Origin of the sequence: Pseudomonas sp. HMSC066A08, assembly GCF_001813025.1 — a bacterium.
GTDB lineage: Bacteria > Pseudomonadota > Gammaproteobacteria > Pseudomonadales > Pseudomonadaceae > Pseudomonas > Pseudomonas aeruginosa.
Genome location: NZ_KV811378.1, coordinates 34,586 through 59,984, shown reverse-complemented (window position 1 = coordinate 59,984; position 25,399 = coordinate 34,586). Strand labels below are relative to the sequence as shown.

25 protein-coding genes are annotated in these 25,399 nt (G+C 67.8%); 7 read left to right on the top strand and 18 right to left on the bottom strand.

The features are described from left to right. Window positions 1–180: 180 nt before the first annotated feature. The 6 genes from tsiT to HMPREF2886_RS31700 form a co-directional block, all read right to left on the bottom strand. Window positions 181–900, bottom strand: coding sequence for a type VI secretion system immunity protein TsiT (gene tsiT, locus HMPREF2886_RS31725; RefSeq protein WP_033972226.1), 720 nt, complete (start codon window positions 898–900; stop codon window positions 181–183). After that, on the bottom strand, window positions 897–1,682 hold the full coding sequence (gene tseT / locus HMPREF2886_RS34030) for a type VI secretion system effector protein TseT (RefSeq protein WP_003104240.1): 786 nt from the start codon (window positions 1,680–1,682) through the stop codon (window positions 897–899). The genes tsiT and tseT overlap by 4 nt, the downstream gene beginning before the upstream one ends. Continuing rightward, window positions 1,679–2,062 carry a hypothetical protein gene (locus tag HMPREF2886_RS31715; RefSeq protein ID WP_033972224.1) on the bottom strand — a complete coding sequence of 128 codons (384 nt, stop codon included), beginning with the start codon at window positions 2,060–2,062 and terminating at the stop codon, window positions 1,679–1,681. Before HMPREF2886_RS31715 ends, tseT begins: the two co-directional genes overlap by 4 nt. Beyond that, window positions 2,055–2,582 carry a DUF4123 domain-containing protein gene (locus tag HMPREF2886_RS31710; protein ID WP_033972222.1) on the bottom strand — a complete coding sequence of 176 codons (528 nt, stop codon included), beginning with the start codon at window positions 2,580–2,582 and terminating at the stop codon, window positions 2,055–2,057. The genes HMPREF2886_RS31715 and HMPREF2886_RS31710 overlap by 8 nt, the downstream gene beginning before the upstream one ends. Beyond that, complete coding sequence (locus tag HMPREF2886_RS31705) at window positions 2,579–2,974, bottom strand: PAAR domain-containing protein (RefSeq protein WP_003093006.1); 396 nt, start codon at window positions 2,972–2,974, stop codon at window positions 2,579–2,581. The genes HMPREF2886_RS31710 and HMPREF2886_RS31705 overlap by 4 nt, the downstream gene beginning before the upstream one ends. A gap of 373 nt (window positions 2,975–3,347) precedes the next feature. Then, a complete protein-coding gene (locus tag HMPREF2886_RS31700; protein WP_033972221.1) occupies window positions 3,348–4,931 on the bottom strand; it encodes a peptide chain release factor 3 in 1,584 nt (527 codons plus the stop codon). A 221-nt stretch (window positions 4,932–5,152) separates the two neighbouring features. Between HMPREF2886_RS31700 and HMPREF2886_RS31695 the strand changes: the two genes are divergently transcribed. After that, complete coding sequence (locus HMPREF2886_RS31695; RefSeq protein ID WP_033972220.1) at window positions 5,153–5,614, top strand: inhibitor of vertebrate lysozyme family protein; 462 nt, start codon at window positions 5,153–5,155, stop codon at window positions 5,612–5,614. 114 nt (window positions 5,615–5,728) lie between these two features. Here HMPREF2886_RS31695 and fecA read toward each other — a convergent pair whose 3' ends face one another. From fecA to mdrR1, 4 genes are all read right to left on the bottom strand, one after another. Next, window positions 5,729–8,083 (bottom strand): TonB-dependent Fe(3+) dicitrate receptor FecA, encoded by a 2,355-nt coding sequence (gene fecA, locus HMPREF2886_RS31690; protein WP_033978699.1) that lies wholly within the window; start codon window positions 8,081–8,083, stop codon window positions 5,729–5,731. Window positions 8,084–8,177: 94 nt separating this feature from the next. Then, window positions 8,178–9,131, bottom strand: coding sequence for a FecR domain-containing protein (locus HMPREF2886_RS31685; protein ID WP_033978698.1), 954 nt, complete (start codon window positions 9,129–9,131; stop codon window positions 8,178–8,180). After that, the gene (locus tag HMPREF2886_RS31680) at window positions 9,128–9,637 is read right to left on the bottom strand and encodes a sigma-70 family RNA polymerase sigma factor (protein WP_033972217.1); all 510 of its coding nucleotides are present in this window, start codon (window positions 9,635–9,637) and stop codon (window positions 9,128–9,130) included. Before HMPREF2886_RS31680 ends, HMPREF2886_RS31685 begins: the two co-directional genes overlap by 4 nt. 100 nt (window positions 9,638–9,737) lie before the next feature. Further along, window positions 9,738–10,619, bottom strand: coding sequence for an efflux pump transcriptional regulator MdrR1 (mdrR1, locus tag HMPREF2886_RS31675; RefSeq protein WP_003132628.1), 882 nt, complete (start codon window positions 10,617–10,619; stop codon window positions 9,738–9,740). A gap of 125 nt (window positions 10,620–10,744) precedes the next feature. Here mdrR1 and HMPREF2886_RS31670 point away from each other — a divergent pair, with 125 nt between their 5' ends. Continuing rightward, window positions 10,745–11,647, top strand: a complete 903-nt coding sequence (locus HMPREF2886_RS31670) for a DMT family transporter (RefSeq protein WP_058018403.1) — start codon at window positions 10,745–10,747, stop codon at window positions 11,645–11,647. Between the two features lie 15 nt (window positions 11,648–11,662). Here HMPREF2886_RS31670 and HMPREF2886_RS31665 read toward each other — a convergent pair whose 3' ends face one another. Next, on the bottom strand, window positions 11,663–12,640 hold the full coding sequence (locus HMPREF2886_RS31665) for a 2-hydroxyacid dehydrogenase (protein WP_058018404.1): 978 nt from the start codon (window positions 12,638–12,640) through the stop codon (window positions 11,663–11,665). Window positions 12,641–12,734: 94 nt separating this feature from the next. Beyond that, entirely contained in the window at window positions 12,735–13,688 is a 954-nt protein-coding gene (locus HMPREF2886_RS31660; RefSeq protein WP_033972213.1) for a LysR family transcriptional regulator, read from the bottom strand. A gap of 245 nt (window positions 13,689–13,933) precedes the next feature. Here HMPREF2886_RS31660 and HMPREF2886_RS31655 point away from each other — a divergent pair, with 245 nt between their 5' ends. Genes HMPREF2886_RS31655 through HMPREF2886_RS31640 form a run of 4 tightly spaced genes read left to right on the top strand, consistent with a single transcriptional unit; the run spans window position 13,934 to window position 18,751 of the window. Further along, window positions 13,934–15,424: an efflux transporter outer membrane subunit gene (locus tag HMPREF2886_RS31655; protein ID WP_033972212.1), complete on the top strand. Its 1,491-nt coding sequence runs from the start codon at window positions 13,934–13,936 to the stop codon at window positions 15,422–15,424. After that, the gene (locus HMPREF2886_RS31650; RefSeq protein WP_023465113.1) at window positions 15,421–17,616 is read left to right on the top strand and encodes an FUSC family protein; all 2,196 of its coding nucleotides are present in this window, start codon (window positions 15,421–15,423) and stop codon (window positions 17,614–17,616) included. Before HMPREF2886_RS31655 ends, HMPREF2886_RS31650 begins: the two co-directional genes overlap by 4 nt. After that, window positions 17,606–17,806: a DUF1656 domain-containing protein gene (locus HMPREF2886_RS31645; RefSeq protein WP_003082823.1), complete on the top strand. Its 201-nt coding sequence runs from the start codon at window positions 17,606–17,608 to the stop codon at window positions 17,804–17,806. Before HMPREF2886_RS31650 ends, HMPREF2886_RS31645 begins: the two co-directional genes overlap by 11 nt. A 36-nt stretch (window positions 17,807–17,842) precedes the next feature. Continuing rightward, entirely contained in the window at window positions 17,843–18,751 is a 909-nt protein-coding gene (locus tag HMPREF2886_RS31640) for an efflux RND transporter periplasmic adaptor subunit (protein WP_003113767.1), read from the top strand. A gap of 134 nt (window positions 18,752–18,885) precedes the next feature. Here HMPREF2886_RS31640 and HMPREF2886_RS31635 read toward each other — a convergent pair whose 3' ends face one another. Genes HMPREF2886_RS31635 through HMPREF2886_RS31620 form a run of 4 tightly spaced genes read right to left on the bottom strand, consistent with a single transcriptional unit; the run spans window position 18,886 to window position 22,381 of the window. After that, window positions 18,886–20,049: an osmoprotectant ABC transporter ATP-binding protein OsmV gene (locus tag HMPREF2886_RS31635; RefSeq protein ID WP_003113768.1), complete on the bottom strand. Its 1,164-nt coding sequence runs from the start codon at window positions 20,047–20,049 to the stop codon at window positions 18,886–18,888. Between the two features lie 12 nt (window positions 20,050–20,061). Then, a complete protein-coding gene (locus tag HMPREF2886_RS31630) occupies window positions 20,062–20,724 on the bottom strand; it encodes an ABC transporter permease (protein WP_003092985.1) in 663 nt (220 codons plus the stop codon). Next, complete coding sequence (locus HMPREF2886_RS31625; RefSeq protein WP_039028161.1) at window positions 20,724–21,659, bottom strand: glycine betaine ABC transporter substrate-binding protein; 936 nt, start codon at window positions 21,657–21,659, stop codon at window positions 20,724–20,726. Before HMPREF2886_RS31625 ends, HMPREF2886_RS31630 begins: the two co-directional genes overlap by 1 nt. Next, on the bottom strand, window positions 21,659–22,381 hold the full coding sequence (locus HMPREF2886_RS31620) for an ABC transporter permease (RefSeq protein WP_033972206.1): 723 nt from the start codon (window positions 22,379–22,381) through the stop codon (window positions 21,659–21,661). Before HMPREF2886_RS31620 ends, HMPREF2886_RS31625 begins: the two co-directional genes overlap by 1 nt. A gap of 441 nt (window positions 22,382–22,822) precedes the next feature. Between HMPREF2886_RS31620 and HMPREF2886_RS31615 the strand changes: the two genes are divergently transcribed. Next, window positions 22,823–24,097, top strand: a complete 1,275-nt coding sequence (locus HMPREF2886_RS31615; protein WP_003105667.1) for a cation:proton antiporter — start codon at window positions 22,823–22,825, stop codon at window positions 24,095–24,097. A 58-nt stretch (window positions 24,098–24,155) separates the two neighbouring features. Here the strand turns inward: HMPREF2886_RS31615 and HMPREF2886_RS31610 are convergent, their stop codons facing one another. Further along, a complete protein-coding gene (locus HMPREF2886_RS31610) occupies window positions 24,156–24,401 on the bottom strand; it encodes a YgjV family protein (protein WP_003092978.1) in 246 nt (81 codons plus the stop codon). Window positions 24,402–24,430: 29 nt separating this feature from the next. Next, on the bottom strand, window positions 24,431–25,330 hold the full coding sequence (locus HMPREF2886_RS31605) for a TIGR01459 family HAD-type hydrolase (protein WP_058178160.1): 900 nt from the start codon (window positions 25,328–25,330) through the stop codon (window positions 24,431–24,433). Window positions 25,331–25,399: the final 69 nt, after the last annotated feature.

Below are 25,399 nucleotides of genomic sequence, written 5' to 3'. Positions count from 1 at the left end.
CGCCGGTGGCGTTATTCGCCCTACGGAACGGAGACCCCTCCAGGGTGACCTTCTGCGTGGAGCGTGGGCCTGGTAGGGCGAACCGCTTGCGGTTATCCGCCGTTGTGGCGGGATCTCGGCGGATGACGCCGGTGGCGTATTCGCCCTACGGAACGCAGGCGGCTTTTGCTTCGTCCGTCGTCAGCCGCGCAGCGGTGGCAGGTAGCCCAGTTCCATCAGCTTGATGTCCGCTTCGCCGACGCGCTCGAAATGTTCGCGACGGGTTTCGTCCATCGGTTCGCGGCCGTTCAGCAGCAGGGTGCCACGGCCGGGAATGTCGATCAGCTCCGTAGCCGCCGGGAAGTCCGTGGCCCTTAGCGGATGCGGGCAGAAGCCGATCCAGCCGATGCTGCGGCGGTCCGGGAAGGTCCGCTGGTGTACGAAATAGGTATGCGGAGCGAGCATGCCCCAGGTCGTTTCGGGCCAGATTTCCAGCGCCGCGAGGAAGATCGCGACGAAGGAGGAAGCCGGTGCGTCGAACACCTGCAGCAGGCTGCCGGCATCTTCCAACTGGAGCCTGGACGAGACGGCCCTGCCGCTGGCCTCGTAGTCCAGCGACAACCCGCCCTTGAGCGGATCCTCCTCGCCATTCCATAGCACCAGTTCCACCGCCCGGGTGCGTCGGTCACGCGACAGGGCCTTGGCGAGATCCTGGCGGTGCTCGGTGACGTTGTGGCTGAGAGCGTCGCGCAGGGAGTCGCCGCACAGGTACCAGTTCTCCAGCACCGGATGGAGGGGCGCGAGGGCATCGAGGAAGCGCTCTATCCGTTGCAGGTGCTGGTCGTCGTCCAGTTCGAGTAGCCGTGCCGGATCGAAGTACAGCTCGAATATGTAGCGCCTGAAAGCCTTGGCGTCCGTCATGCGCAATACCCCGGGTTCTCTTCGCAAAACCTTTTCATCTCTTCCTGTTCCTTCGCGCGGGTTTCCTGGTAGTCGTCGTGCTCGTCCGTTCCCGGCATCGGATTCCAGAATGCCTTCAGGTTGGCCAGTCCCATGCGCAGGTACTCCGCGGCGCAGTATTCGTAGACGATGCGCTGCAGGAAGTGCCATTCGACGAACACCGGCGGGGTCGGTCGGGCCTTGTCGCTGTGGACCTCGGCCTTCTGCAGCAGGTCCGACTTCACCTTGGCCCGCGCCCAGGGCCTGGGCACGCCGAGCAGCGGGACGAACAGGAAGGCGTAGTTGGCCTTCGCCTCCAGCAGGGTGCAGCGCGGCTCGTCGAAGCCGTCCCACCAGGTGCCGCTCCAGAACCATTCGTGGGGAAACGGGAAATTGGTCACCCACTGCTGGTAGCGCGCGGACAGGTCCGACATGCTGTGGCCCTTGCCGTTATTGGCGATGGCCATTTCGCCCCGGGACGGCGGGCACTCCACGCAGTCCTTGTCGCGGCCCTGGCTCTTGCTGCAATCGCGCTCGGCTTCCCGGGTCCGGTCGCGGCTCAGCGTGCCGGTCTCGGTCCTGGGCAGGGTCTGCGGAACCGGCATCGGACGCGGTACCGGCCTGGGCAGCGCGCCGGGGGCCGGTCGCGGCAGCGGGCGCGGCGCCGGCATCGGCAAGTGCGGCCGGGGCGGCGCGGGTAGCTCGAAGGGCAGCCGCGGGCCCATGCGGGGCAGCGGACGGAAAAGCGCGCCTATGCCGCTCATGCCGGTCTCCCTGGGGTTTCGTACGCGCGCCATTTCTGGCTGGCCAGGCGAAACTCGACGATCCGTTCGTAGTCCTGGAAGCGTTGTTCCGGGCTGTCCGCCACCGGCCGGCGCATGTGCGCGAGAAACGCCGGCGTGTCCTGGAAAGCGGGGAAGGCCAGGCCGTGCAGGAGAAAGCGTTCGATCGTCCCGGGCTCTGCGATACCCAGTTCCAGCGCCGTCGCGCGCAGCTCACCGAGTTGCCGGATGGCGGGCAGCAGGCCGCGTCGTTCGAGCCAGGCGGGAGCTTCCCGGCGCACCTCCAGCAAGACCCGCTCGATGACTTCGTCGTCGCGGACCCGCTGCAGGCGATCCAGTTGACCGGCATCCAGTTCAAGCATCGGCGGTCCGCTCCGTTTCCCGGTCATAGACGAGGTAGCCGCCCTGCAGGGGCTGCCAGACCTGCCAACGCTCCAGCGGCGCCATCACTTGCGTCCATTGCCGCGCGGTCATGACCTGCTCCAGCGCCCGGCGCACTTCCGGGCTGTAGTAGCGCAACAGCGCCCGGCGGCCGTCGGGCATGCGGGTGAAGAGCAGCCCGGCGAAGTGTTTCGCGAGGTTTTCGAAGGACGCCCGGCTCCACAGCCAGGAGGCCATGGGCGAGCGGCGGTCCCAGTCGCGCAGCCAGCCGAGGAACTCGCCCGATGACGAAAGCGGGGCGCTGTCGATGAATTCGATCAGGACCGGTCCGGCATGGGCGATTTCATCCAGCTCGCTCCCGGCCAGCAGCCAGCGCGAGCGGATTTCCCCCGCGGCCTTTTCCAGGCGGGTGTCCAGGGTCAGGTAGCGGGCGCCGTCCGCCAGGGCGAACAGGCGGCTGTCCGGCGTAGGCGCCGCGAGCGCCGGCTGGAGCCGGCTCACGGTGCGCCGCCGAGGCTTTCCAGGGGCACCAGGGCCTGGTTGCGGCGTGCCGCCAGCAGCAGGCATTGCAGGCACAGCTTCGGTGGGGCGAGAGCGAGAGCGGGTGCGCCGCCGCCGCTGTTGCCGATCAGCACCGTGCCCGCGCCGCCGACCACCAGGTTGCCGTGGGTGCCGACGCTACCTACCACGGTGGCGGGCTTGCCGTTGATCAGTACGTTGGCGATGACGTTGGCGCTGAGGGTGGCGCCGCAGGCGGTGGCGTCGCCCTGGCGGGCGGCGGACCGATGGTCGAAGAAGACGTCGGGCGAGCCGCCGACGATCGGGTTGCTGCCGTGGCCCGGCAGCGGACACGCGGTCGGATCGCCCAGGCGCGCAGCGGGTTTGCCGCTCATGCTCAAGTCCCTATGAGATAAACCCTGGCACTCTGCCGTGCCACTCGGGGGCGGACAACCTATCTGAACTGCTCAGGAGGCACCTTCGGAAACGGCTTGGGCAACCGCGTCCTTGCCTGGTTGCGCTTGAAGGGATTTCCTACCTGGAAGTCTCGTCGCCCGCCTGCGAAAGGCGCAGGCGTACGGAGCGATGGCGCGATGGGGAGGGGAGCCTGGGAGGAGGGAAGGAGGTGTTTCGCGCAGCGTCGCGTTCGCAGGGGCTGTCCGCCGATACCGCGCTGGAGCGACGGATAGCCGCGATACGTTTATCCGCCCTGCGCCGAGACCACCGCGGGAGGAGACAGGGAGGCAGTCCCTGGCTCCTCCCGTGCGATCAGTGATGCTCGCGCGTCGCCCGGAAGCGGATGTCCGGCCAGCGTTCTTCCATCAGGCTGAGGTTGACGCGGGTCGGCGCCAGGTAGGTGAGGTGCCCGCCGCCGTCCACGGAGAGGTTCTCGAAGGCCTTGTCCCTGAACTCCTTGAGCTTCTTCTCGTCATCGCACTCGATCCAGCGTGCCGACCAGACGTTGATCGCCTCGTAGGCGCACTCGACCTTGTATTCCTCCTTCAGGCGGCTGGCGACCACGTCGAACTGCAGCACGCCCACCGCACCGAGGATGATGTCGTTGTTGCGCTCGGGGAAGAACACCTGGGTCGCACCTTCCTCGGCCAGTTCCTGCAGGCCCTGGCGCAACTGCTTGGACTTCAGCGGGTCTTTCAGGCGCACGCGGCGGAACAGTTCCGGGGCGAAGTGCGGGATGCCGGTGAAACCGAAGTTCTCGCCTTCGCTGAAGGTGTCGCCGATCTGGATGGTGCCGTGGTTGTGCAGGCCGATGATGTCGCCGGCATAGGCCTCTTCCAGTTGCTCGCGCTCGGAGGAGAAGAAGGTCAGCGCGTCGGCGATCTTCACGTCCTTGCCCAGGCGCACGTGGCGCATCTTCATGCCTTTCTCGTACTTGCCCGAGCAGATGCGCATGAAGGCGATGCGGTCGCGGTGCTTGGGATCCATGTTCGCCTGGATCTTGAACACGAAGCCGGAGAATTTCTCCTCGGTCGGCTCCACGCTGCGTTCGTGGGTGGCGCGCGACAGCGGTTGCGGCGCCCAGTCGACGATGCAGTCGAGGACCTGGTCGACGCCGAAGTTGCCCAGCGCGGTGCCGAAGAACACCGGGGTCATCTCGCCCTTGAGGAAGGCGTCCTTGTCGAATTCGTGGCAGGCGCCCTGCACCAGCTCCAGCTCTTCGACGAAATTGTCGTAGAGGTCGCCGAGGTGGGCACGGGCTTCGTCGGAGTCGAGCTTTTCGATGACCTTGGTCTCGATGCGCTCGTGGCCGTGGCCAGGGACGTAGACGATGATCCTGTCGTCGGCCAGGTGGTAGACGCCCTTGAAGTCCTTGTAGCAGCCGATCGGCCAGGTGATCGGCGCGGCCTTGATCTTCAGCACCGCCTCGATCTCGTCGAGCAGCTCGATGGGGTCGCGGATGTCGCGGTCGAGCTTGTTGATGAAGCTGACGATGGGCGTGTCGCGCAGCCGGCAGACTTCCATCAGGGCGATGGTCCGCGGTTCGACGCCCTTGCCGCCGTCGAGCACCATCAGCGCCGAGTCCACCGCGGTCAGGGTGCGGTAGGTGTCTTCGGAGAAGTCTTCGTGGCCGGGGGTGTCGAGCAGGTTGATCATGTGCTCGCGGTAGGGGAACTGCATCACCGAGGTGGTGATGGAGATGCCGCGCTGCTTTTCCATCTCCATCCAGTCGGAGGTGGCGTGGCGGTCGGACTTGCGCGACTTCACGGTGCCGGCGACGGCGATCGCCTTGCCCATCAGCAGGAGCTTCTCGGTGATGGTGGTCTTACCGGCGTCGGGGTGGGAAATGATCGCGAAGGTACGGCGCTTCGCGACTTCGGCGGCCTGAGTGGTCATGGGTGCGTGCCTGCTGGAATCCGATGGCGTGGGCGCGGGGCGGCCCGGAAAAACGCGGGATTATAGCGGTAAAAGGTGGTGCGCCGGGATGCCTGTCATCCGTCAATCCGCGATTTATCGGCGGTCGGCGAACTTGTCGGGGCCGTGCGGCTCCAAGCTGCCATTGGCGGATGCCGCCCGGTAGACCGACCAGCCTTTTCACCTGATCGAAGGAAGTCGCCATGAACGGAATATCCAGACTGCTCTCGCTGGCCCTGCTCGGCGCCTCGCTGCACGCGCTGGCGGCGCAGGCCGAGGAACAGCCGCGGCTGTTCGAACTGCTCGGCCAGCCCGGCTACAAGGCCACCTGGCATGCGATGTTCAAGGGCGAGAGCGAAGTGCCGAAGTGGGTCTCCGAGGCCAGCGGCCCGAGTTCTCCCTCCACCAGCCTGAGCCTGGAGGGGCAACCCTACGTGCTGGCCGACAGCTGCAAGCCCCACGACTGCGGCAACAACCGCCTGCTGGTGGCGTTCCGCGGCGACAAGAGCGCTGCCTACGGCCTCCAGGTCAACCTCCCGGACGAGCCTGCCGAGGTCATGGAAAAGCCCAGCGCCTACGCCAGCTACCGCTGGTACGGCAAGCCGTCCAAGCCGGTTCGCGAGCTGCTGATGAAGCAGCTGGAGAGCGATCCGAACTGGAAGTGACGCTGGCGCCGGGAGTCGCCCTGCGACCAGGCGCGGCGGCGGATGTGGGGGCGCGGGCCGTAGGGCGAACGATCGCTTGCGCTCGTCCGCCCCGGATTGTCGCTCCGGCGTGCCTCAGAATCCCACCGAGGCCTGCACGTACAGGGTGCGCGGCTGGCCGACGTAGAGGCCCTTGTTGTTGTCGTCGAACGAGCGGGTGTAGTAGCGGCGATCGAACAGGTTCTTCACCCCCAGGCCGAGCTTGAGGTCGTTCAGTTGCGGGCCGAAGTCGTAGGTGCCGCGCGCGCTCCAGACCATCCAGCCGGCGATCCGCCCGGTGCTGCCGTCGGCGCTTTCGCTCTCGGTGTTGGCGTTGTCGGCGTACTGGCTGGTCTGGAAGCTGCCGTCGAGGTTGTAGCTCCAGGCGCCGGTGCGGTAGTTGGCGCCAAGGGTGCCCTTGTGCTTCGAGGAGAACGGCACCTGGTTGCCCTTGTTCGGCCCGTCCTCGCGAATGCTCGCGTCGACGTAGGCGTAGCTGGCATAGACGTCGAAGCCGGAGAGCAGCGGGTCGAGATCGGCCAGGTCGTAGGCGATCGCCGCCTCGATGCCCTTGTGCCGGGTCTTGCCGCGGGCAGTCACGCTGTCGGTCTGCTGGTTGCTCTCGTACTGGTTGTCGAAGTTGATCAGGAAGGCGCCCAGTTCGGCGCGCAGGATGCCGTCGTCGTAGCGGCTGCCGAGTTCCCAGGTGCGGGCCTTCTCCGGCTCGATGTCGCCGCTGCGCACCGCCTTGCCCATCTGGCTGTACTGCACGGTGCCGAACGAGCCCTCGGTATTGGCGTAGAGGTTCCAGCTCGGCGTGAGGTGGTAGATCACGTTGAGCGCCGGTAGCGAGGCGTTGTAGCGGCCGCTGTCCTTGCTGTTCTTCAGCAGGTTCTTCTGCTCGGAATCGATCTTCTCGTAGCGGATGCCAGGGGTGATGGTCCAGTTGCCGATGTCGATGCGATCGTCGATGTAGAACGCGTTGGCTTCGGTGCTGCCGCGGGTGTCGCGGTCGTTGCGGCTGCCGGTGCTGGGTAGCTGGCCGCTGTCGGCGCGGGTCCAGTAGCGCAGCTCGTGGCTGGCTTCGTTGACGTAGCGGTGGCCGATGCCCACTTCGTGGCGACTCTCGCCCAGTTCGAAGCCCTGGCTGAAACGGGTTTCCAGGCCGCGTACCCAGTACTCGCGCGGCGACAGGGTGAGGTTGCGGCCCTGGTCGAGGTAGCCGCTGCGCAGGGTCTTGGTGAAGAAGCCGGTGACGTTGAGCTTCTGGCTGGCGTTGGGGGTGTATTCGTAGCTGGCGCTGGCCAGGGTACGGCGGCCCCAGAACTTGTCGTAGGGACGGGTCGACTGGTACGGGTCGTCGCGGTAGGCCGCGGTGCCGAGGCCGCCGGGCATGTCGGCCTCGCCGTCGTAGTACTGGGTCATCGCCGAAAACGCGTGTTCGTCGCTGGGCTGGAAGCGGCCCTTGAGGATCAGGTCGTCGATCCGCGTATCGCTGTGCTCGCGCCAATCGCCGCCGCGGGTGCCGGAGTAGAGCAGGGCGCCGCCGAGGCCGTTGGTGCCGGTGCCGCCGATCAGCACGTTGTGGGTGGTCTTCAGGCCGTCCTGGCTGGAGCTGGGGCTGAGTTCGCTGTGCACGTCGAGGCTGGTGGCGAAGTCCTCGGGGATCGCCCGGGTCACGAAGTTGACGATGCCGCCGACGTTCTGCGGCCCGTAGCGCACCGCGCCGCCGCCGCGGACCACGTCCACCGCGTCCATGTTGCCGATGGACACCGGCGCCAGCGACAACTGTGGCTGGCCGTAGGGTGCGAAGGGCACCGGGATGCCGTCCATCAGCACCGTCGAGCGCGACGCCAGGCGCGGGTTGAGGCCGCGAATGCCGAAGTTCAATGCCAGGTCGTGGCTGCCGGTGCCGTTGTTGAGCGGTGCGCTGACTCCGGGAATGCGCTCCAGCACTTCGCGGGTGCTGGCCGCGCCTTGGGCCTGGAACTGCTCGCGGCGGACCACGTCGCGCGCGCCGGGATGCTCGAAGACGTCGGCGGCGCTGGCGTCGGCCAGCCAGTCGCCGACCACGGTGAGCGCCTGCAGGTTGGCCGGGTCTTCCACCAGCAGCACCTCCAGGGTGTAGGCGCCGTCGCCGCGGGCGCGCGCCTCCAGGCCGGAGCCGGCGAGCAGGGCGGCCAGGGCTTCCTCCAGGGTGTACTCGCCGTCCAGCGCCTGGCTGCGCCGCGCGGCGGTCTGTTCCGGGCTGAAGGCGATCAGCACGCCGGCCTGGCGGCCTAGGTGGTTCAGCGCCTGCTCCAGCGGCTCGGCGGGCAGCCGGTAGTACTGGCGGGCATCGGTGCGGATCTCGGCGGCGCAGGCGCTGCCGGCGGAAACCAGGACGGGACCGCCGAGGCAGGCGAGGAGCAGGGCGCGGCTGAGCGGCGACAGGGCGCGTGACGGGGGCATGAGGGAAACTCCAGTGGATCTTTCGAGGTTGGCTTTCCTCCTCTGTCACGCGAGGTGGGGAAAAAGGCTCAGGTGCGCGGAAATATCTTTCCGCTCATTCGCGCGGGTGCACGCCGACCCAGTAGCGGGTGACGCGTCGTACCTCCACGGGCAGCACCGCCGGCAGGGTAGCGAGGATCCGCTCGCTATCGTCCAGCGGATAGCTGCCGGAAATCCGCAGGCCGCCGATGCGCGGGTCGCAGCCCAGCCGGCCGGGACGGTAGCGCGCGACTTCGGCGAGGAATTCGTCCAGGCGCATGCCGGCGGCCACCAGCATGCCGTCGGTCCAGGCGCCGCTGCCGACCGGCAGCGGCTGCGGAGCGCCGAGTCGCTCGCGGTCGAAGTCCAGTTGCCGGCCGCTGGGCAGCAGCAGGCCCTGGCCGGCGCGGTTCTCCACCTGTACCGCGCCTTCGTGGACGGCGACGCGGGTGCGTCCGGCGAACTGGCGCACGTCGAAACGGGTGCCCACCGGTCGCAGCCGGCCTTCCGCGCTGTACACGTGCAGCGGGCGCGGGTCTTGGCCGGTGCTGAGCTGGATTTCCCCGCGCAGCAGGAGCAGGCGTCGTTCGCCGGCATCGAAGCGGACATCCACCGCCGTGTCGCTGTTCAGCTCGAGGCGACTGCCGTCGGCCAGGGCCAGGCGCCGGCGTTCGCCGATGCCGGTGGCATAGTCGGCGCTCCAGCGCTGCAGGCTGCCGCTCTCGCGCAGGCCCCAGGCGCTGCCGCCGGCGGCCAGTACCAGCAGCAGGGTCTTCAGCGCGCGCCGGCGTTGCGGCGAACGCGGTGCGTTGACGGCGGCCAGGGCCAGTGGCGTGCCTATCCCGGCCAGGCGCTGGTTGACCGCCTCGATGTGGCGCCAGGCTTGCTCGTGTTCCGGGGCCGCCTGGCGCCAGCGCTGCCAGGCCTGGCGCAGGCGTTCGTCGTCGGCGCCGCTCTGCAGCTCGACCAGCCAGCGCACGGCCTGTTCGGCCACCTGTGGCGGTACCTTGGGCGCGGTGGGTAGGCTCATGGCCGCTCGGCGAAGTAGCAGCGTTGCGCAGCCTTGAGCATGTAGCGCTTGACGCTGCTCAGGGAGATGCCCAACTGCGCGGCGATCTCGGCGTAGCCCAGGCCGTCGAGCTGGGCCAGCAGGAAGGTCTCCTTGGCCAGCGGCGGCAGGCCGTCGAGCAGGCGGTCCAGCTCGACCAGGGTCTCCAGGACGATGGCGCGGGTCTCTTCGCTGGGGACTTCCCGCTCGGGCAGGCAGGCCAGGGCTTCCAGGTAGGCGCGCTCGACGTCCTGGCGGCGGTAGTGGTTGCACAGCACGCGGCGGGCGATGGTGGTGAGGAAGGCGCGCGGTTCGTCGATGCGCGCGGCCTGGCGCGAAACCAGGACCTTGACGAAGGTGTCCTGGGCCAGGTCGGCGGCGTTCTGCGGGCAGCCGAGGCGGCGCCGCAGCCAGCCCGTGAGCCAGTGGTGGTGGTCGCTGTAGAGGGTATGCAACGCGGCCGCATGGGCGAGGTCGGCGCTCGACACCTGGACATTCCCGGAGCAGAAGGATTAACGAATGATAATAGTTATCATTTTATGCTGCGGGAATGCCTGCCTACAACCGCAGGCTGTCGGCGCCTGGCTTTCAGGAGGCTTTCAGGGCGGCGCGGTACTGCCCCGGGGTGGCGCCATGGGCTTCGCGGAAGCGCCGGTTGAAATGGCTCGGACTGGCGAAGCCGCAGGCCAGCGAGACCTCCTGGAGCGACTGCGCGGAGTACGCCAGCAGGTCGCGGGCCCGCGCCAGGCGTCGTTCCAGCACGTAGCGGTGCGGCGGCAGGCCGAAGGAGACGCGGAACATGCGCGCGAAGTGGTACTCGGAGAGCGCCGCCAGCTCCGCCAGCGACCCCAGTTCCAGCGGCTGCTCCAGGTGGCTTTCGATGTAGTCGGCCAGGCGCCGCCGCACGTGCGCGGCCAGCCCGCCCTGCCAGCGCACGTCGGTACGCCTGCCGCACCCGGTGAGCAGCAGGTGGTCCACCGCCTGGTGGGCGAGGCTGGTGCATAGCAGGCGCTCGCCGGGTTCGTTCCAGTCCTGTCGTTCCAGGGTCCGGCACAGAGCGGCCAGCGGCTCGTCCTGGATGTAGGTGCGCTCCTCCAGTTGCAGGCTGCGTGGTTCGCAATCGAGGGTGCGTACCGCCGCGCCGGCCAGGCGCTCCGGGCTGATGTACAGGTGCATGAAGCCCAGGCCGCGAGTCACCGCCCAGTCGGAGTGGTGTTCGGCCGGCATCACGCAGAAGCGGTCGGGGCCGCCATAGAGCCCGGGACGATCGCGGCGGAAGGTCTGCCAGCCGCCCTGCAGGTAGAGCGACAGGGTGTGATGGCCGGGATCGCTGTAGCCGAGGATCTCCGCTTCGTCGCGGTACCAATGGGCGAGCGCCAGGCCGTCGCTGAGCGTGCTGCTGCGCAGCAGGCGCGCATTGGAGGTCCGGTCGAGGGTGCGGAATACCTGGAAATCGCTGGGTTGGTGCATGCCGGCCATGCTACCCGCGCCCGGACGCTGCCGCGAGAGGCGGCGGATGAAAAGCGCAAGAATGGACAATGGTCGCGCCCGGCCTCGCCCGCAGACTGACGGCATCCTGTCGTTGCGGAGTCGCCATGAATCTTTCGCTGTACCTGCTCACCGTGCTCATCTGGGGCACCACCTGGATCGCCATCAAGCTGCAGATGGGCCCGGTGGCGATCACCCTGTCGATCGCCTACCGCTTCGCCCTGGCGGCGCTGGTGCTGTTCGCCGTGCTGCTGCTCGGCCGCCGCCTGCAAAGGCTCGACGCACGTGGCCAACGCCTGTGCATGGCCCAGGGCGTATGCCTGTTCTGCCTGAATTTCATCTGCTTCTATACCGCCAGCCAGTGGATTCCCAGCGGCCTGGTGGCTGTGGTGTTTTCCACCGCCACCCTGTGGAATGCGTTGAACGCCCGGATGTGGTTCGGCCAGCGCATCGCGCCGAATGTGATGGCCGGTGGCGGTCTCGGCCTGCTCGGCCTGGGGTTGCTGTTCTGGCCGGAACTGGCGGGACACCAGGCCACCCCGGAAACCTTCTACGGCCTCGGCCTGGCCCTGCTCGGTACGCTGTGCTTCTCCACCGGCAACATGCTCTCCAGCCTGCAACAGAAGGCCGGCATCCGCCCGCTCACCGGCAATGCCTGGAGCATGCTCTACGGCACCCTGATCCTCCTGGCGCTGTGCCTGTTCCAGGGCGTGCCGCTGAATTTCGACTGGAGTGCGCGCTACGTCGGCTCGCTGCTGTACCTGGCGATCCCCGGCTCGGTGATCGGCTTCACCGCCTACCTGACCCTGGTCGGGCGCATGGGCCCGGATCGCGCCGCCTACTGCACCGTGCTGTTCCCGGTGGTGGCGCTGAACATCTCGGCCTTCGCCGAGGGCTACCGCTGGACCGCACCGGCGCTGGCCGGGCTGGTCCTGGTGATGCTCGGCAACGTCTTGGTGTTCCGCAAGCCGAAGGCGCCGGCGCTGGCCGGGCCGGCGCGCTCGACCTAGCGGAGCTGGGCGCGCTCAGCCGCGTCGCCACACCTGTGGATTGACCAGGTCCAGCGGCCGCTCGCCGCGCAGGGCCGCCTCGAAGTTCTGCAGCGCCCGCTCGGCCATGGCCCGGCGGGTCTCGTGGGTGGCCGAGCCGATGTGCGGCAGGGTCACCACGTTGTCCAGGGCGAACAGCGGCGATTCGGCCAGCGGTTCCTTCTCGTAGACATCCAGGCCGGCGCCGAGGATGCGTTTCTCCCGCAGGGCGGCGACCAGCGCGGCCTCGTCGACCACCTGGCCGCGGGCGACGTTGACCAGGATCGCCGAGGGCTTCATCAGGCCCAGTTCGCGCGCGCCGATCAACTGGCGGGTCTGCGCTCCCAGCGGCACCACCACGCAGACGAAATCGGCCTCGCCGAGCAGTTCGTCGAAGCCGAGGAAGCGCGCGCCGAGTTCCTGTTCCAGTTCCGGCTTGCGGTTGTTGCCGTGGTAGAGCACCTGCATGCCGAAGCCGAAACGGCCGCGCCGGGCGATGGCCGCGCCGATCCGGCCGAGGCCGAGGATGCCGAGTTTCTTGCCATGCACATCGGTGCCGAACTGCGGGGTGTCGACGGTGCGCTTCCAGTTTCCGGCCTTGACCCAGGCGTCCAGCTCGGCGACCCGTCGCGCAGCGCTGATCAGCAGGGCGAAGCCGAGGTCGGCGGTGGTCTCGGTGAGAACGTCGGGCGTGTTGGTGAGGGCGATGCCGCGGTGGTTCAGGTAGTCCAGGTCATAGTTGTCGTAGCCGACCGAGACGCTGGAGATGACTTCCAGTTGCTTCGCCTGTTCCAGTTGCCTGGCGCCGAGCGGTCGGCCGACGCCGATCATGCCGTGGGTATCGGGCAGGGCGGCGGCGTACTGGGCGTCGATGTCGCCCTGTTTCGGTTCGAGCACGCGGACGTTGAACTGGCGTTGCAGGCGTTCGAGATGTTCGGGGGCGAGGCGACTGAAGACGAAGACGTTCTTTTTCATGACGGGACTCTGCAAGCGGGAGCGAAAGCGCCGACCATACCACCGCCATCGAAGCGGCGGGCAGGGGCCCGCCACTGGGCGGGCGATTATCGGCTCAGGAGCATCTTCCGAGTTCCAGGCCCAGCTCCACCAGCGCCGCTTCGTCGCGCTGGAGCAGGCCGGGCAGGCTTTCCTTGAGGTATTCCACCCAGGTCTTGATCTTCGCGTCGAGATACTGCCGCGAAGGGTACAGCGCATAGACGTTGAGCTGTTGCAGGCGGTGCTGCGGCAGGACCCGCACCAGGGTGCCCTTGCCCAGATCCTCGATGGCCGAATACACCGGCAGGATGCCGATGCCCAGCCCGGAACGGATCGCCTCGGTCATGGCGTCGCCGACATTGACCTGGAACGGCGAGGCGCCGATGGAGACCATTTCCTGGCCGTTGGGGCCGTCGAACAGCCAGCGATCCAGCGGCACCACGGGGCTGACCAGGCGCAGGCAGTCGTGGCTGGCCAGCTCAGAAGGCTCGCTCGGCGTGCCGTTCAGGCGCAGGTACTCCGGCGAGGCGCAAAGAATGCTGTAGGTCTCGCCGATGCGCTGGGAAATGAAGCCGGAATCGGGCAGCTCGGAGGCCACCACGATGGCCACGTCGAAGCCCTCGTCGAGCAGGTCCGGCACGCGGTTGGCCATGGTCAGGTCGAAGGTCACGTCGCGGTACTGCTGGCGGTAGCCGGCGATGGCGCGGATCACGTAGTGCTGGCCGATGCCGGTCATCGAATGCAGCTTCAGCTTGCCGGCGGGACGGGCATGGGCATCGCTGGCTTCGGCCTCGGCTTCCTCGACGTAGGCGAGGATCTGCTCGCAGCGCAGCAGGTAGCGCTGGCCGGCCTCGGTGAGGGCGATGCGACGAGTGGTACGGTTGAGCAGGCGGGTGCGCAGGTGCGTCTCGAGGTTGGCCACCGCCCGCGAGACATAGGCGGTGGTGGTATTGAGCTGCTGGGACGCCGCGGTGAAGCTGCCGGTTTCCGCCACGCAGACGAAGGCTCGCATGTTTTGCAGGGTGTCCATCGACGGGGCCTCCTAGGCACGCGCAGAAGTGTGTCAGATTGTTGCGGGGACGGATTATTTCACATTACGCAATAAACAATCGCACTTGAGCCAGCTTATCAGCAGCCGCCAGCCTCTTAAAATTCATCGGCCCCCGAGCGCACGAACGCTCGAGCGGGTTGAACGGCGCCCGTACCGTTCAAATTCCGTGCTTCGCCCCTCCAGGATCAGACAACGTGCCGCGTGCTCTCAGGAAGGAACTGACCTTGGTCGGCTCCTTCGTCGGTTTTCTCGTCGTTTTCTCCGCAATATCCGGTTGTGTCAGTACAGGCGATATCGCCCCCCAGGCCGCCACGCTCGACGCCAACGCCCTGGCCACCGACCATGCGATCCAGGCTGCCGCCCGCGAGGCCGGCTGGCCGCAGGCGCAGTGGTGGAAGGTGTATGCCGATCCGCAACTGGACGCCTGGATCGAGAAGGCGCTGGACGGCAATCCGGGCCTGGCGGTAGCCCATGCGCGGGTACGCCAGGCGAAGTCCATGGCCGGGCTGGTGGAGTCCATCGAGTCGCCGCAGATCGAGGGCAAGGGCTCGCTGGTCCGCCACCGCTGGCCGGACGACTATTTCTACGGCCCCGGCGACCTGGCGCGGACCACCTCCTGGAACAACTCCACCGAGATCGGCCTGAACTACAAGCTCGATCTCTGGGGGCGCGACCGCAGCGACAGCGAGCGCGCCGTCGACCTGGCCCACATGGCCGCCGCCGAGGCGCGCCAGGCGCAGCTCGAACTGGAGGGCAACATTGTCCGGGCCTACGTCCAGCTCTCGTTGCAGTACGCCGAGATGGACATCGCCAAGGCCATGCTGCAACAGCAGCGCGATATCCTCGCCCTGGCCCAGCGTCGCCTGCGCGGCGGCATCGGCACGCATTTCGAGGTCAGCCAGGCGGAAGTGCCGCTGCCCGAGACGGAGCGCCGCATCGAGGTGATCGACGAAGAAATCCAGCTCACCCGCAACCTGCTCGCCGCCCTGGCCGGCAAGGGCCCGGGCGAGGGCCGCACGATCCGCCGGCCAAGCCTGAACCTGGCGGCGCAGCCGAGCCTGCCCAGCGCCTTGCCGGCCGAACTGCTCGGCCGCCGCCCGGACGTGGTCGCCCGCCGCTGGCAGGTCGCCGCCCTGGCCAAGGGCGTGGACGTGGCGCGCGCCGACTTCTACCCCAACGTCGACCTGATGGCCTCGGTCGGCTTCAGCGCCGTCGGTGGCGGCATGCTGGAGTTCTTCCGCAGCGCCAAGTACACCTACAGCGCCGGCCCGGCGGTGACCCTGCCGATCTTCGACGGCGGCCGCCTGCGTTCGCAGCTGGGCGAGGCGGCGGCCGGCTACGACGCGGCGGTGGAGCAATACAACCAGACCCTGGTGGATGCGCTGAAGAACATTTCCGACCAGTTGATCCGCTTGCATTCGGTTGACATCCAGAAGGACTTCGCCGCGCAATCGGTGGCTTCCGCGCAGAAGACCTACGATATCGCCACCCTGGCCTACCAGCGCGGCCTCACCGATTACCTCAACGTGCTCAACGCGCAGACCCGGCTGTTCCAGCAGCAACTGGTCCAGGAGCAGGTGCAGGCCGCCCGGCTGGCCGCCCACGCCAGCCTGGTCACCGCCCTCGGCGGCGGCGTCGGGGCCGGCGCCGATACGCCGGCGCAGCGGAAGCTGGCGCCGGAGAACGTCCCGGTCAGAGCGGTGTCTTCGCGATGAGTGGCCGCTCCGCTGGTTTCGCCCTGCCCAGCCGCGACGAGTGGCGGCGCGCGCTGGCCGAGTGGGCGCGCAGCGACGGGGCGACCTGGATCTACGTGTTCAAGGTGCTCTGCGCGGCCTTCCTGACCCTCTGGCTGGCGATGCGCCTGGAATTGCCGCAGCCGAGCACGGCGACCATCACCGTGTTCATCGTCATGCAGCCGCAGAGCGGCCAGGTGTTCGCCAAGAGCTTCTACCGCATCCTCGGCACCCTGGTCGGCCTCAGCGTGATGGTCACCCTGATCGCCCTGTTCGCCCAGGAGCGAGTGCTGTTCCTGCTCAGCTCGGCGATCTGGATCGGCCTCTGCACCGCCGGGGCCGCCCGCTACCGTGACTTCCGCTCCTACGCCTGCGTGCTCGCCGGCTACACCGCGACGCTGATCGGCATCCCCGCCACCAGCCATCCGGAAGGCGCCTTCATGCAGGCGATCTGGCGGGTCCTGGAAATCAGCCTGGCGATTCTCTGCTCGGGGGTGGTCAGCGCGGTGATCATGCCGCAGACCACCAGCGCGGCGATGCGCAATGCGCTGTACGTGCGCTTCGGCCTGTTCGCCGCGTTCGTCCTCGACAGCCTGCGCGGGGTCGGCGGGCGCGAGCGCTTCGAAAGCAGCAACGTGGCCTTCGCCGCCCAGGCGGTGGGCCTGGAGACGATGCGCGCGGCGAGCGCCTTCGAGGATCCGCACATGCGCCTGCGCAATGGCCGGCTGATTCGCCTGAGCAGCGAGTTCATGGCCATGAATACCCGTTTCCACGCCCTCCACCAGTTGCTCGAACGCTTGCGCGCGCAGGGCTCCACCCAGGTGCTGGATGCGTTCGAGCCGTGCCTGGAGGAAATCACCGGGCTGCTCGAGGAAATCCGTGGCCGCGCCGTCACCGACCATGACGCCGAGCGCTTCGCCCAGCGCCTCGCCGACTGCCGCGAACGCCTGATGGCGCGAATCCGCCAGGCGCGCGGCGAGCTGCTGGCGCGGGAGCCGGGTGAAGAGGCGCGGCTGGACTTCAATACCGCCGCCGAGCTGCTCTACCGTTTCGCCGAGGAAATGCACGACTACGCCCTGACCCATGCCTCGCTGGCCGCCCACCGCCACGAGCGCGAGCAGTGGAAGGACGCCTTCACCGCCAAGGCCAACGCGGTGGCGGCGGCAGTGGCGGGGATGCGCACCGGGTTGATGATCCTGCTGTTCGGCTGCTTCTGGATCTACAGCACCTGGCCCAGCGGCGGCACCTTCGCCCTCAACGCGGTGGCGGTCTCGGCGCTGGCCTCGGCGGCGCCGAACCCGAAGAAGGTCGCCATGCAGATGGCCATCGGCACCATGGCGGCGGCGCTGCTCGGCTTCAGCGAGATGTTCTTCGTCTACCCGCATATCGACGGTTTCCCGCTGCTATGCCTGGTGCTGGCGCCGGTGTTCGCCCTCGGCGCGTTCATCTCCTCGCGGCCGCAGTGGGCCGGCTACGGTCTCGGCCTGCTGGTGTTCTTCTGCTTCGGTTCGGTGCCGGCGAACCTGACCGTCTACGACCCGGCCCACGTGATCAACGAGTACATCGCCCTGATCCTCTCGATGCTGCTCTCGGCCGCGGCCGCCGCGGTCATTCTGCCGCCCAACAGCGCCTGGCTGTGGAAGCGCCTCGAGCGCGACCTGCGGATGCGCGTGGTGTTCGCCATCAGCGGCAAGAGCAGGGGGCTTGGCTCGGCTTTCGAAAGCGGCACCCGCGACCTGCTGAACCAGGCCTATGGCGTCGCCGCCGGGCGCCCGGACGTGCAGCGCGGCCTGCTGCGCTGGATGTTCCTGGTGCTCGAGGTCGGTCACGCGATCATCGAGCTGCGTCGCGAGCAGGAGCGCCTGCCGGATGAACCCTGCTACGCCGAGGCCATGCCCTGGCGCCAGGCGATCCGCGCCATGGGGCGCGCCCTGATCCGGCTGTTCGTGCGCCCTGGCGCGGAGAACCTGGAGCGCGCCCTGGCGGCCGTCGACCAGGCCATCCACGCGGCCAGGCACACCGACGAACCCTGCGCGCCGCATTTCGACAGCTCGCCGCTACGGCGGGTGCGCAGCTACCTGCACTTCATCCGTTCTTCCCTGCTGGCGCCGACCTCGCCACTGACCGAACTGGCCGGCCGGACGAGCGGCCAAGGTACCGTCCATGCCTCGTGAAATCGCCATCCATGGGGTCTACATGCCGACCCTGACGCTGTTGTTCGTGATCGCCGCGGCGCTCACCTGGGGGCTCGACCGGATCTTCGCCTCGGTTGGCCTGTATCGCTTCACCTGGCACCCGGCGCTGTTCCGGGTCAGCCTGTTCGCCTGCCTGTACGGCGGCCTGTCCCTGACCATCTACCGCTGAGGCGGTAGCGCACCTCTTCGTTATCGTGAGCCGACCATGACCTTGAAATCCGTAATCAGCCTGCTGGCGACCCTGCTGATCCTACTGGTCGCCGTATTCATCGGGCGGACCCTGTGGGTCAACTACATGGACACCCCCTGGACCCGTGACGGTCGCGTGCGCGCCGACGTGATCAATGTCGCCGCCGACGTTTCCGGGATCGTCGTCGACGTCCCGGTGCGCGACAACCAGTTGGTGAAGAAAGGCGACCTGCTGATGCAGATCGACCCCGACCACTACCGTATTGCGGTGAAGCAGGCCGAGTCGCTGGTCGCCTCGCGCAAGGCGACCCTGGAGATGCGCCAGCTGAACGCCCGGCGGCGTGCGGAAATGGATGAAATGGTGGTCTCCCGCGAAAGCCGCGACGACGCCCACAACACCGCCGCCGCGGCGATGGCCGACTACGAGCAGGCCAAGGCCCAGCTCGACGCCGCGCGCCTGAACCTGGAGCGCACCCGGGTGGTGGCGCAGGTCGACGGCTACGTCACCAACCTCAACGTGCACCGTGGCGACTACGCGCGGGTCGGCGAGGCGAAGATGGCGGTGATCGACAAGAACTCCTACTGGGTCTACGGCTACTTCGAGGAAACCAAGCTGCCGTATATCCGCGAAGGTGACCCGGTGGACATGCAGCTGATGAGCGGCGAACACCTCAAGGGCCACGTGGAAAGCATCGCCCGCGGCATCTACGACCGCGACAACCCGGAAAGCCGCGAGCTGACCGCCGACGTCAACCCCACTTTCAACTGGGTGCGCCTGGCCCAGCGCGTGCCGGTGCGGGTACACATCGACGAAGTGCCGGACGGCGTGCTGCTCTCGGCGGGGATCACCTGCACGGTGATCGTCAAGCCGCAAGGGCGCGACGACCAGGCCTCGGCGGCGCAGGCGCCGGGGCGGGCCGGTTGAGCGAGAGAGGCGTGGAGAAGCCCGGCGGATGCCGGGCTTTTTCGTTTCGGCGGGGCGGAAGAGGGCGCCACTCGCCAGGAATACGCTCCGGTTGGCGGTTGGCGGTTGCCGGCGGTGAATATCCACCCGGCGGCCTACGCCCCGACCTGTTCGGCCGGCGACACGATCAGGCCCTTGCCGCCGCGCGAGCGGCCGGAGCTGAGGTAGTCGGCGATGGATTCCTGGGTGACCTCGCCGAGGAACTGCTGGTCGGGGTCGAGCACCGGCAGCCAGGAGCTGTTGAACTCGTACATCCGCGACAACAGGATGCGCAGGTGCTCGTCGTGGCTGGCGGTGACCCGGAACGGGGTGACGAACGGCGCGCAGGTGCCCTCCTGGCGGCGCAGGTCCTTGCGTCGCACGTAGCCCAGGCCCTTGCCCTGGTCATCCACCACGATCAGGTAGCGCCGGTCGTTCTCGTCCATCAGTTCCAGCGCCTCGGCCACCGGGGTTTGCGGCCGGGCGGTGACCAGGCTGCTGTCGGCGGCGTCTTCGGCGCGCACCAGGAGCAGACGCTTGAGCGTGCTGTCCTGGCCGGTGAAGGCGCTGACGAACTCGTCCGCCGGGTGCGCCAGCAGGGTGTCCGGGTGGTCGTACTGGAGCAGCCGGCCGCTCTTGAACACCGCCACCTTGTCACCCAGCTTGATGGCTTCGTCGATGTCGTGGCTGACCATGATCACGGTCATGCCGAGCTTGCGCTGCATCTCGAAGAACTCGTTCTGGATCGACTCGCGGTTGATCGGATCGACCGCGCCGAACGGCTCGTCCATCAGCAGCAGCGGCGCGTCCGCCGCCAGCGCGCGGATCACCCCGACGCGCTGCTGCTGGCCGCCGGAGAGCTCGCGCGGGTAGCGTTGCAGGTACTGCTTGGGCTCCAGCTTGACCATGCTCATCAGCTCGCGGGCCTTCTCCTTGCAGCGCGCCTTGTCCCAGCCGAGCAGGCGCGGCACGACCATGATGTTTTCCTCGATGGTCATGTTCGGGAACAGGCCGATCTGCTGGATCACGTAGCCGATGTGGCGGCGCAGGGTGACTTCGTCGAGGTCCGCGGTGTCCTGGCCGTCGATCAGCACGCGGCCGGAGGTCGGCGGGATGATCCGGTTGATCATCTTCAGGGTGGTGGTCTTGCCGCAGCCGGAGGGGCCGAGGAAGACGCAGATCTCGCCTTTCTCCACGGTCAGGCTGACGGAATCGACGGCACGGAACTCCTTGCCGTTCTTCTGGGTGAAGGTCTTGCTGAGTTTGTCCAGTTCGATCATGTCCGGCTCCTGTCAGTGCGCGCTGGCGCGCAGTCCCTTGGGGGTGAGGATGCGTTGCAGCCATTGCAGCAGCAGGTCGGCGACGATGGCCAGGAGGCTGACCAGTACCGCGCCGACCACCAGCATCGGCATGTTGCTCTGGCTGATGGAAGTGAGGATCAGCACGCCCAGGCCGCCGGCGCCGATCACCGCGGCGATGGTCATCACGCCGATGTTCATCACCACGGCGGTGCGTACGCCGGCGAGGATCACCGGCACCGCGAGGGGAATGTCGACCATCCGCAGGCGTTGCCAGAAGGTCATGCCGATGCCCTTGCCGGCCTCGCGGATGCCCGCTTCGACGCCGGTCAGGGCGAGGTAGGTGTTGCGCAGGATCGGCAGCAGCGAATAGAGGAACACCGCGGTGATCGCCGGCAGCGGCCCGAGGCCCTGGCCGAATACCGAGTAGACCGGCATCAGCAGGCCGAACAGGGCGATCGAGGGGATGGTCAGCATCACCGTGGCGGCGCCCTGCAGCGGGCCGGCCAGCCACGTGAAGCGGGTCATCAGCACGCCCAGCGGCACGCCGACGAGGATCGCCAGGCCCACGGCGACCAGTACCAGCAGCAAGTGCTGGAGGGTGAGCTGGCCGACCTGGGACCAGTCGAGATGGGAAAGCACGCTGAAGAAGTCCATTACCGGCTACCTCCCTGGCCGGCCTGGCCGTCGTCGAGCAGGCGGTGTTCGCGGAGGAAGTCGGCGGCGACCTTCCGTGGCGTCTGCTGCTCGATATCGACCCGCGCGTTGAGCGCCTGCATGGTGGCGTCGTCGAGCCGCTCGATGATCGGATCGAACAGCGTGGCGAACTCCGGATGGCGCTGCATGACTTCCCTACGCACCACCGGGGCGGCGTTGTAGAAGGGGAAGTACTGCTTGTCGTCCTTCAGCACGCGCAGCTTGAAGTCCTTCAGGCGGCCGTCGGTGGTGTAGACGAGGCCGAGGAACACCTGGCGGTTCTTCAGCGCGGTGTAGACCAGCCCGGCGTCCATCTGGCGGATGTCGTTGCGGGTGAAGTGCAGGCCGTACAGCTCGCTCATGGGGCCGAGGCCGTCGGGGCGGCCGGCGAACTCCGGGTCCATGGCGAACAGGTGGGTGCTCCCGGGCTCGGCCTCCTGCTGTTCGGCAAGCACCCGCGCGAGATCGCTGACGCTTTGGATGCCCAGGCGCTCGGCCTGCTCCTCGGGCATGGCCAGGGCATAGGTGTTGTTGAAGCGGGTCGGCTTCAGCCAGACCAGGCCCTGGGCCTCGTCGAGTTGCTTGACCCGGCGGTAGGAGGCCGCGGCGTCGAGCTTCTCGTCGATGTGGTTGTAGACGATCAGCGACGAGCCGGTGTACTCCCAGACGATATCCAGCTGGCCGCTTTCCTGGGCGGCGCGGGCCAGGGTGCTGCCCAGGCCGGTGGTGACCGTCACGTCGTAGCCGCGCTTCTGCAGGAACTGCGCGGTGATGGCGGTGAGGATACGCTGCTCGGTGAAGGTCTTGCCGCCGATGCGCAGGGTTTCCGCCTGCGCCAGGCCGGCGGCGAACAGGCCGGCGCAGGCCAGGCAGAGTGAGCGGATCAGTCGGTTCATCAGGCCTCCTTGGCGGTCAGGCCGCGTTCCAGGAACGTCCGGCTGAACAGCACCACCAGGGCGTCCAGCAGCAGGGCGAGGAGCGCCGTGCAGGCGGCGCCGAGCAGCAGTTGCTGGTGGTTGTTCAGGTAGATGCCGGGGAAGATCAGGCTGCCCAGGCTGTTGGCGCCGATCAGGAATGCCAGTGGCGCGGAGCCGACGTTCAGCGCCAGGGCCACGCGCACGCCGCCGACGATGATCGGCACCGCGTTCGGCAGTTCCACCCGCAGCAGCACCTGGTTGGGCGTCATGCCGATGCCGGTGGCGGCTTCCTTCAGCGCCGGCGAGACATTGCGCAGGCCCTCGTAGGTGTTGCGCACGATCGGCAGCAGCGAGGCGAGGAACAGGGCGAGGATCGCCGGACCGTTGCCGATGCCGATGATCGCCAGGGCGATGGCCAGCACCGCCAGCGGCGGGATGGTGTTGCCGACGTTGAACACCTGCATCAGGCGTTCGGCCTGGGCCTGCATGCCGGGACGGCTGAGCAGGATGCCGGCCGGCACGCCGACCAGCAGGGCGGCCGCCATCGAACTGAAGACCAGCACCAGGTGGGCCTGCAAGTAGAACAGCAGGTCCTCGCGGTAGTGGAGGATGGTCGCGGGGGTGATCCAGTGGATCAGCAAGGCCAGTACGACGGCTGCGGCGCAGAGGCCGAGCAGGGCCTTGCCACAGGTTTTCACCATGGTCGGGACTCCCTTCGGAATGAGCGTTGGCTACGCTGTCGGGCGCTTCGTCGAAGCGCGGAAACAGGCCGGAAATCAAAGGCTTCGGATGGGCACCGAATTCCCGACCCTGAAAGGGTTGACCGTTCGTCGTTCGCGGAGGTTCAACGAAACGGCCATGCTTGTGCCATGCCCGGGCCTGGGCAAGCGACCGCAGCCGCCGTCTCGCCTGGGCTGGCGGCGGACGAAGAAATTTTCCCGGGGGAGCGGGCGATAACGGCGCTGCCGCGTCGGCGGCGCGCCATGCACCGTATCGGTGCGCTGGACGCCCAGGGCTTTTCTGCGGTTATGATGCGGGTTCCGAAATTTTCTCGGGCTTTTCCAGACATTCGCACCCCACGGTTCACGGATCGGCCTTTTGGGGTAGGTGTTTTACCTTCTGCTAAGGGAGTACCCCGCGTCATGCTCGATCTCGTCGCGGCATTCATTGCCTTGACCACCTTGCTCACCTACGTGAACTACCGCTTCATCCGCCTGCCGCCGACCATCGGCGTGATGGCCACGGCGCTGGTGTTCTCGCTGATCGTCCAGGGGCTGTCGGAACTGGGTTATCCGATCCTCGAGGTGGAGATGCAGGAAATCATCCGCCGCATCGACTTCTCCGAAGTACTGATGACCTGGTTCCTGCCCGCGCTGCTGTTCGCCGGCGCACTGCACGTCGACCTCTCCGACCTGCGCAGCTACAAGTGGCCGATCGGCCTGCTGGCCACCGCCGGGGTGCTGATCGCCACCTTCGTCATCGGTGGCCTGGCCTACTACACCTTCCCGCTGTTCGGCTGGCAGGTGGACTTCATCTACTGCCTGTTGTTCGGCGCGTTGATCTCGCCGACCGACCCCATCGCCGTGCTCGGCATCCTCAAGTCCGCCGGCGCGCCGAAACCGCTGGCGACCACCATCGTCGGCGAGTCGCTGTTCAACGACGGCACCGCGGTGGTGGTGTTCGCCATCATCCTCGGCATCCTCCAGCTCGGCGAGGCGCCCACGGTCAGTGCCACGGCGATCCTCTTCGTCCAGGAAGCCATCGGTGGCGTGGTCTTCGGTGCGGTGCTCGGCTATGGCGTGTTCGTGATGATGCGCGGCATCGACCAGTACCAGGTGGAGGTCATGCTGACCCTCGCCCTGGTCATCGGTGGTGCCGCGCTGGCCGCGCGCCTGCACGTATCGGCGCCGATCGCGATGGTGGTGGCCGGGCTGATCATCGGCAACCACGGACGCCACTATGCGATGTCGGACGAGACCCGGCGCTACGTGGACAAGTTCTGGGAGCTGATCGACGAGATCCTCAACGCCCTGCTGTTCGCCCTGATCGGCCTGGAGCTGCTGCTGTTGCCGTTCTCCTGGCTGCACGTGGCGGCGGCCTTCGCCCTCGGCGGCGCGGTGCTGGTCTCGCGCCTGCTCACGGTGGGCCCGGCGATCCTGGTCCTGCGCCGTTTCCGTGGCGCCAACCGGCAGGTACCGGCGGGCACCATCCGCATCCTGGTCTGGGGTGGGCTGCGCGGCGGCGTCTCGGTGGCGCTGGCGCTGTCCCTGCCGCTGGGGCCGGAGCGCGACCTGATCCTCAGCCTGACCTACATCGTGGTGCTGGTCTCGATCCTGCTCCAGGGGCTTTCCATCGGCCCGCTGGTGCGTCGTATCTACGCCGGCCAGCCGCTGGAGAAGAGCGAGGGTGCGCACTGAGCGCAGCCTTCGCAAGGCGAGCGCCCGCCGTCATGGCGGGCGTTTTCGTTGGCGGCCATCAGGCGCTGTCCTGTGGCGCTTCGTTGCGATGGGTGCCGCGCAGGTTCATCGCCGCCAGGCAGACCTGCAGCAGGATCAGCGCATAGGCCTGGGCGTACAGGCCCCAGGCGATCCACAGCAGGTTGCTGGCGAGGAACACCCAGAAGCCGACCTTGCGTCTTCGCCGGTGCGCCGACGCCACCAGCCAGGCGGCAACCACCGTGACCAGCATGGCGGGCCATTGCAGGTAGTCCAGCCAGTGCATGCGTGCATCCTTTTTCCGACCTTTGAGGGTCAGACCAGCCCTGGCGCGGCAAAGTGCGGTCGGATCGGATAGCCGTGCAGCAGCGACCTGACCCGCTCCTCGTCGAGCGCTCCGTTGAACTCGGCGCCCAGGGCTTCGCGGTGGATGCCGGTGGCGCCCAGCCAGAGCGTATCGATGCGCGCGGCGAGGGCGCCGGGGACGTCGGTCACCAGCGAGTCGCCGACGAACAGGATGTGCCGCGCGCCGCGCGCTTCCAGTTGCCGCTGGGCGATGCGGAAGGCCGCCGGGTCGGGCTTGCCGTACCAGTTGACCTGGCCGCCTTCCTCGCTGAACAGCTCGGCGAGCATGCCCGCGCCGTATACCGTGCGGCCGCCGGAAACCACCACGCGGTCCGGGTTGGCGCAGAGGAACGGCAGGTCGGTGGCGCCGCGCAGGGGCGCGAAGCGCTGTTCCAGTTCTTCCTGGGGAAAGCTGCCGACGCCGACGATCAGCGCCGCCTGGGCGATGTCCTCGACGAAGCGCTCGCGGATTTCCGCCGGCCAGGTTTGCTGGGCCAGGCCGACGCCGGCCAGGTAGATGCCGCCACGCCGGTATTCGGCGGTTTGCAGCAGGGCGTCGATGGTCAACTGGCCGGACGTGGTGATGCCGGCGAACCAGTCGCGCCGGATGCCCAGGCGCTCGAGCCCGGCGCTCATTTCCACCACGCTGCTGGACGAGTTGCTGAGGAACCAGACCGGGCGGCCTTCGGCGTGCCGCCGGGCGAGCCAGGCAAGGGCGCCGGGGAACGCCTCGGCGCCGTCCATCACTACGCCCCAGAGATCGAGAAGGAAGCCGTCATAGTCGGCGCAGAGCGCCTCCAGTTGCGCATGGTCGAGCAGGCGGGTGCTGGTGGCGGCGCTGAAGCGCGGGGAGGTCGGGGCATCGCTCATGGGAGTCTCGTCGCGGCTGTCGAAGTGGGCCGCCGCGTGCGGCGGCGAGTCCCAAGGGTGCCAAACTTG

What these genes read in the sequence shown, in the direction of transcription:
- HMPREF2886_RS31630 (WP_003092985.1), bottom strand. Translation starts at nt 20,724, where the DNA reads ATGGACTTCTTCAGCGTGCTTTCCCATCTCGACTGGTCCCAGGTCGGC.
- HMPREF2886_RS31700 (WP_033972221.1), bottom strand. Translation starts at nt 4,931, where the DNA reads ATGACCACTCAGGCCGCCGAAGTCGCGAAGCGCCGTACCTTCGCGATC.
- HMPREF2886_RS31685 (WP_033978698.1), bottom strand. Translation starts at nt 9,131, where the DNA reads ATGAGCCTACCCACCGCGCCCAAGGTACCGCCACAGGTGGCCGAACAG.
- tseT (WP_003104240.1), bottom strand. Translation starts at nt 1,682, where the DNA reads ATGAGCGGCATAGGCGCGCTTTTCCGTCCGCTGCCCCGCATGGGCCCG.
- HMPREF2886_RS31670 (WP_058018403.1), top strand. Translation starts at nt 10,745, where the DNA reads ATGAATCTTTCGCTGTACCTGCTCACCGTGCTCATCTGGGGCACCACC.
- HMPREF2886_RS31620 (WP_033972206.1), bottom strand. Translation starts at nt 22,381, where the DNA reads ATGGTGAAAACCTGTGGCAAGGCCCTGCTCGGCCTCTGCGCCGCAGCC.
- HMPREF2886_RS31615 (WP_003105667.1), top strand. Translation starts at nt 22,823, where the DNA reads ATGCTCGATCTCGTCGCGGCATTCATTGCCTTGACCACCTTGCTCACC.
- HMPREF2886_RS31665 (WP_058018404.1), bottom strand. Translation starts at nt 12,640, where the DNA reads ATGAAAAAGAACGTCTTCGTCTTCAGTCGCCTCGCCCCCGAACATCTC.
- HMPREF2886_RS31645 (WP_003082823.1), top strand. Translation starts at nt 17,606, where the DNA reads ATGCCTCGTGAAATCGCCATCCATGGGGTCTACATGCCGACCCTGACG.
- tsiT (WP_033972226.1), bottom strand. Translation starts at nt 900, where the DNA reads ATGACGGACGCCAAGGCTTTCAGGCGCTACATATTCGAGCTGTACTTC.
- HMPREF2886_RS31650 (WP_023465113.1), top strand. Translation starts at nt 15,421, where the DNA reads ATGAGTGGCCGCTCCGCTGGTTTCGCCCTGCCCAGCCGCGACGAGTGG.
- HMPREF2886_RS31635 (WP_003113768.1), bottom strand. Translation starts at nt 20,049, where the DNA reads ATGATCGAACTGGACAAACTCAGCAAGACCTTCACCCAGAAGAACGGC.
- HMPREF2886_RS31695 (WP_033972220.1), top strand. Translation starts at nt 5,153, where the DNA reads ATGAACGGAATATCCAGACTGCTCTCGCTGGCCCTGCTCGGCGCCTCG.
- HMPREF2886_RS31640 (WP_003113767.1), top strand. Translation starts at nt 17,843, where the DNA reads ATGACCTTGAAATCCGTAATCAGCCTGCTGGCGACCCTGCTGATCCTA.
- HMPREF2886_RS31705 (WP_003093006.1), bottom strand. Translation starts at nt 2,974, where the DNA reads ATGAGCGGCAAACCCGCTGCGCGCCTGGGCGATCCGACCGCGTGTCCG.
- HMPREF2886_RS31715 (WP_033972224.1), bottom strand. Translation starts at nt 2,062, where the DNA reads ATGCTTGAACTGGATGCCGGTCAACTGGATCGCCTGCAGCGGGTCCGC.
- HMPREF2886_RS31625 (WP_039028161.1), bottom strand. Translation starts at nt 21,659, where the DNA reads ATGAACCGACTGATCCGCTCACTCTGCCTGGCCTGCGCCGGCCTGTTC.
- mdrR1 (WP_003132628.1), bottom strand. Translation starts at nt 10,619, where the DNA reads ATGCACCAACCCAGCGATTTCCAGGTATTCCGCACCCTCGACCGGACC.
- fecA (WP_033978699.1), bottom strand. Translation starts at nt 8,083, where the DNA reads ATGCCCCCGTCACGCGCCCTGTCGCCGCTCAGCCGCGCCCTGCTCCTC.
- HMPREF2886_RS31605 (WP_058178160.1), bottom strand. Translation starts at nt 25,330, where the DNA reads ATGAGCGATGCCCCGACCTCCCCGCGCTTCAGCGCCGCCACCAGCACC.
- HMPREF2886_RS31660 (WP_033972213.1), bottom strand. Translation starts at nt 13,688, where the DNA reads ATGGACACCCTGCAAAACATGCGAGCCTTCGTCTGCGTGGCGGAAACC.
- HMPREF2886_RS31610 (WP_003092978.1), bottom strand. Translation starts at nt 24,401, where the DNA reads ATGCACTGGCTGGACTACCTGCAATGGCCCGCCATGCTGGTCACGGTG.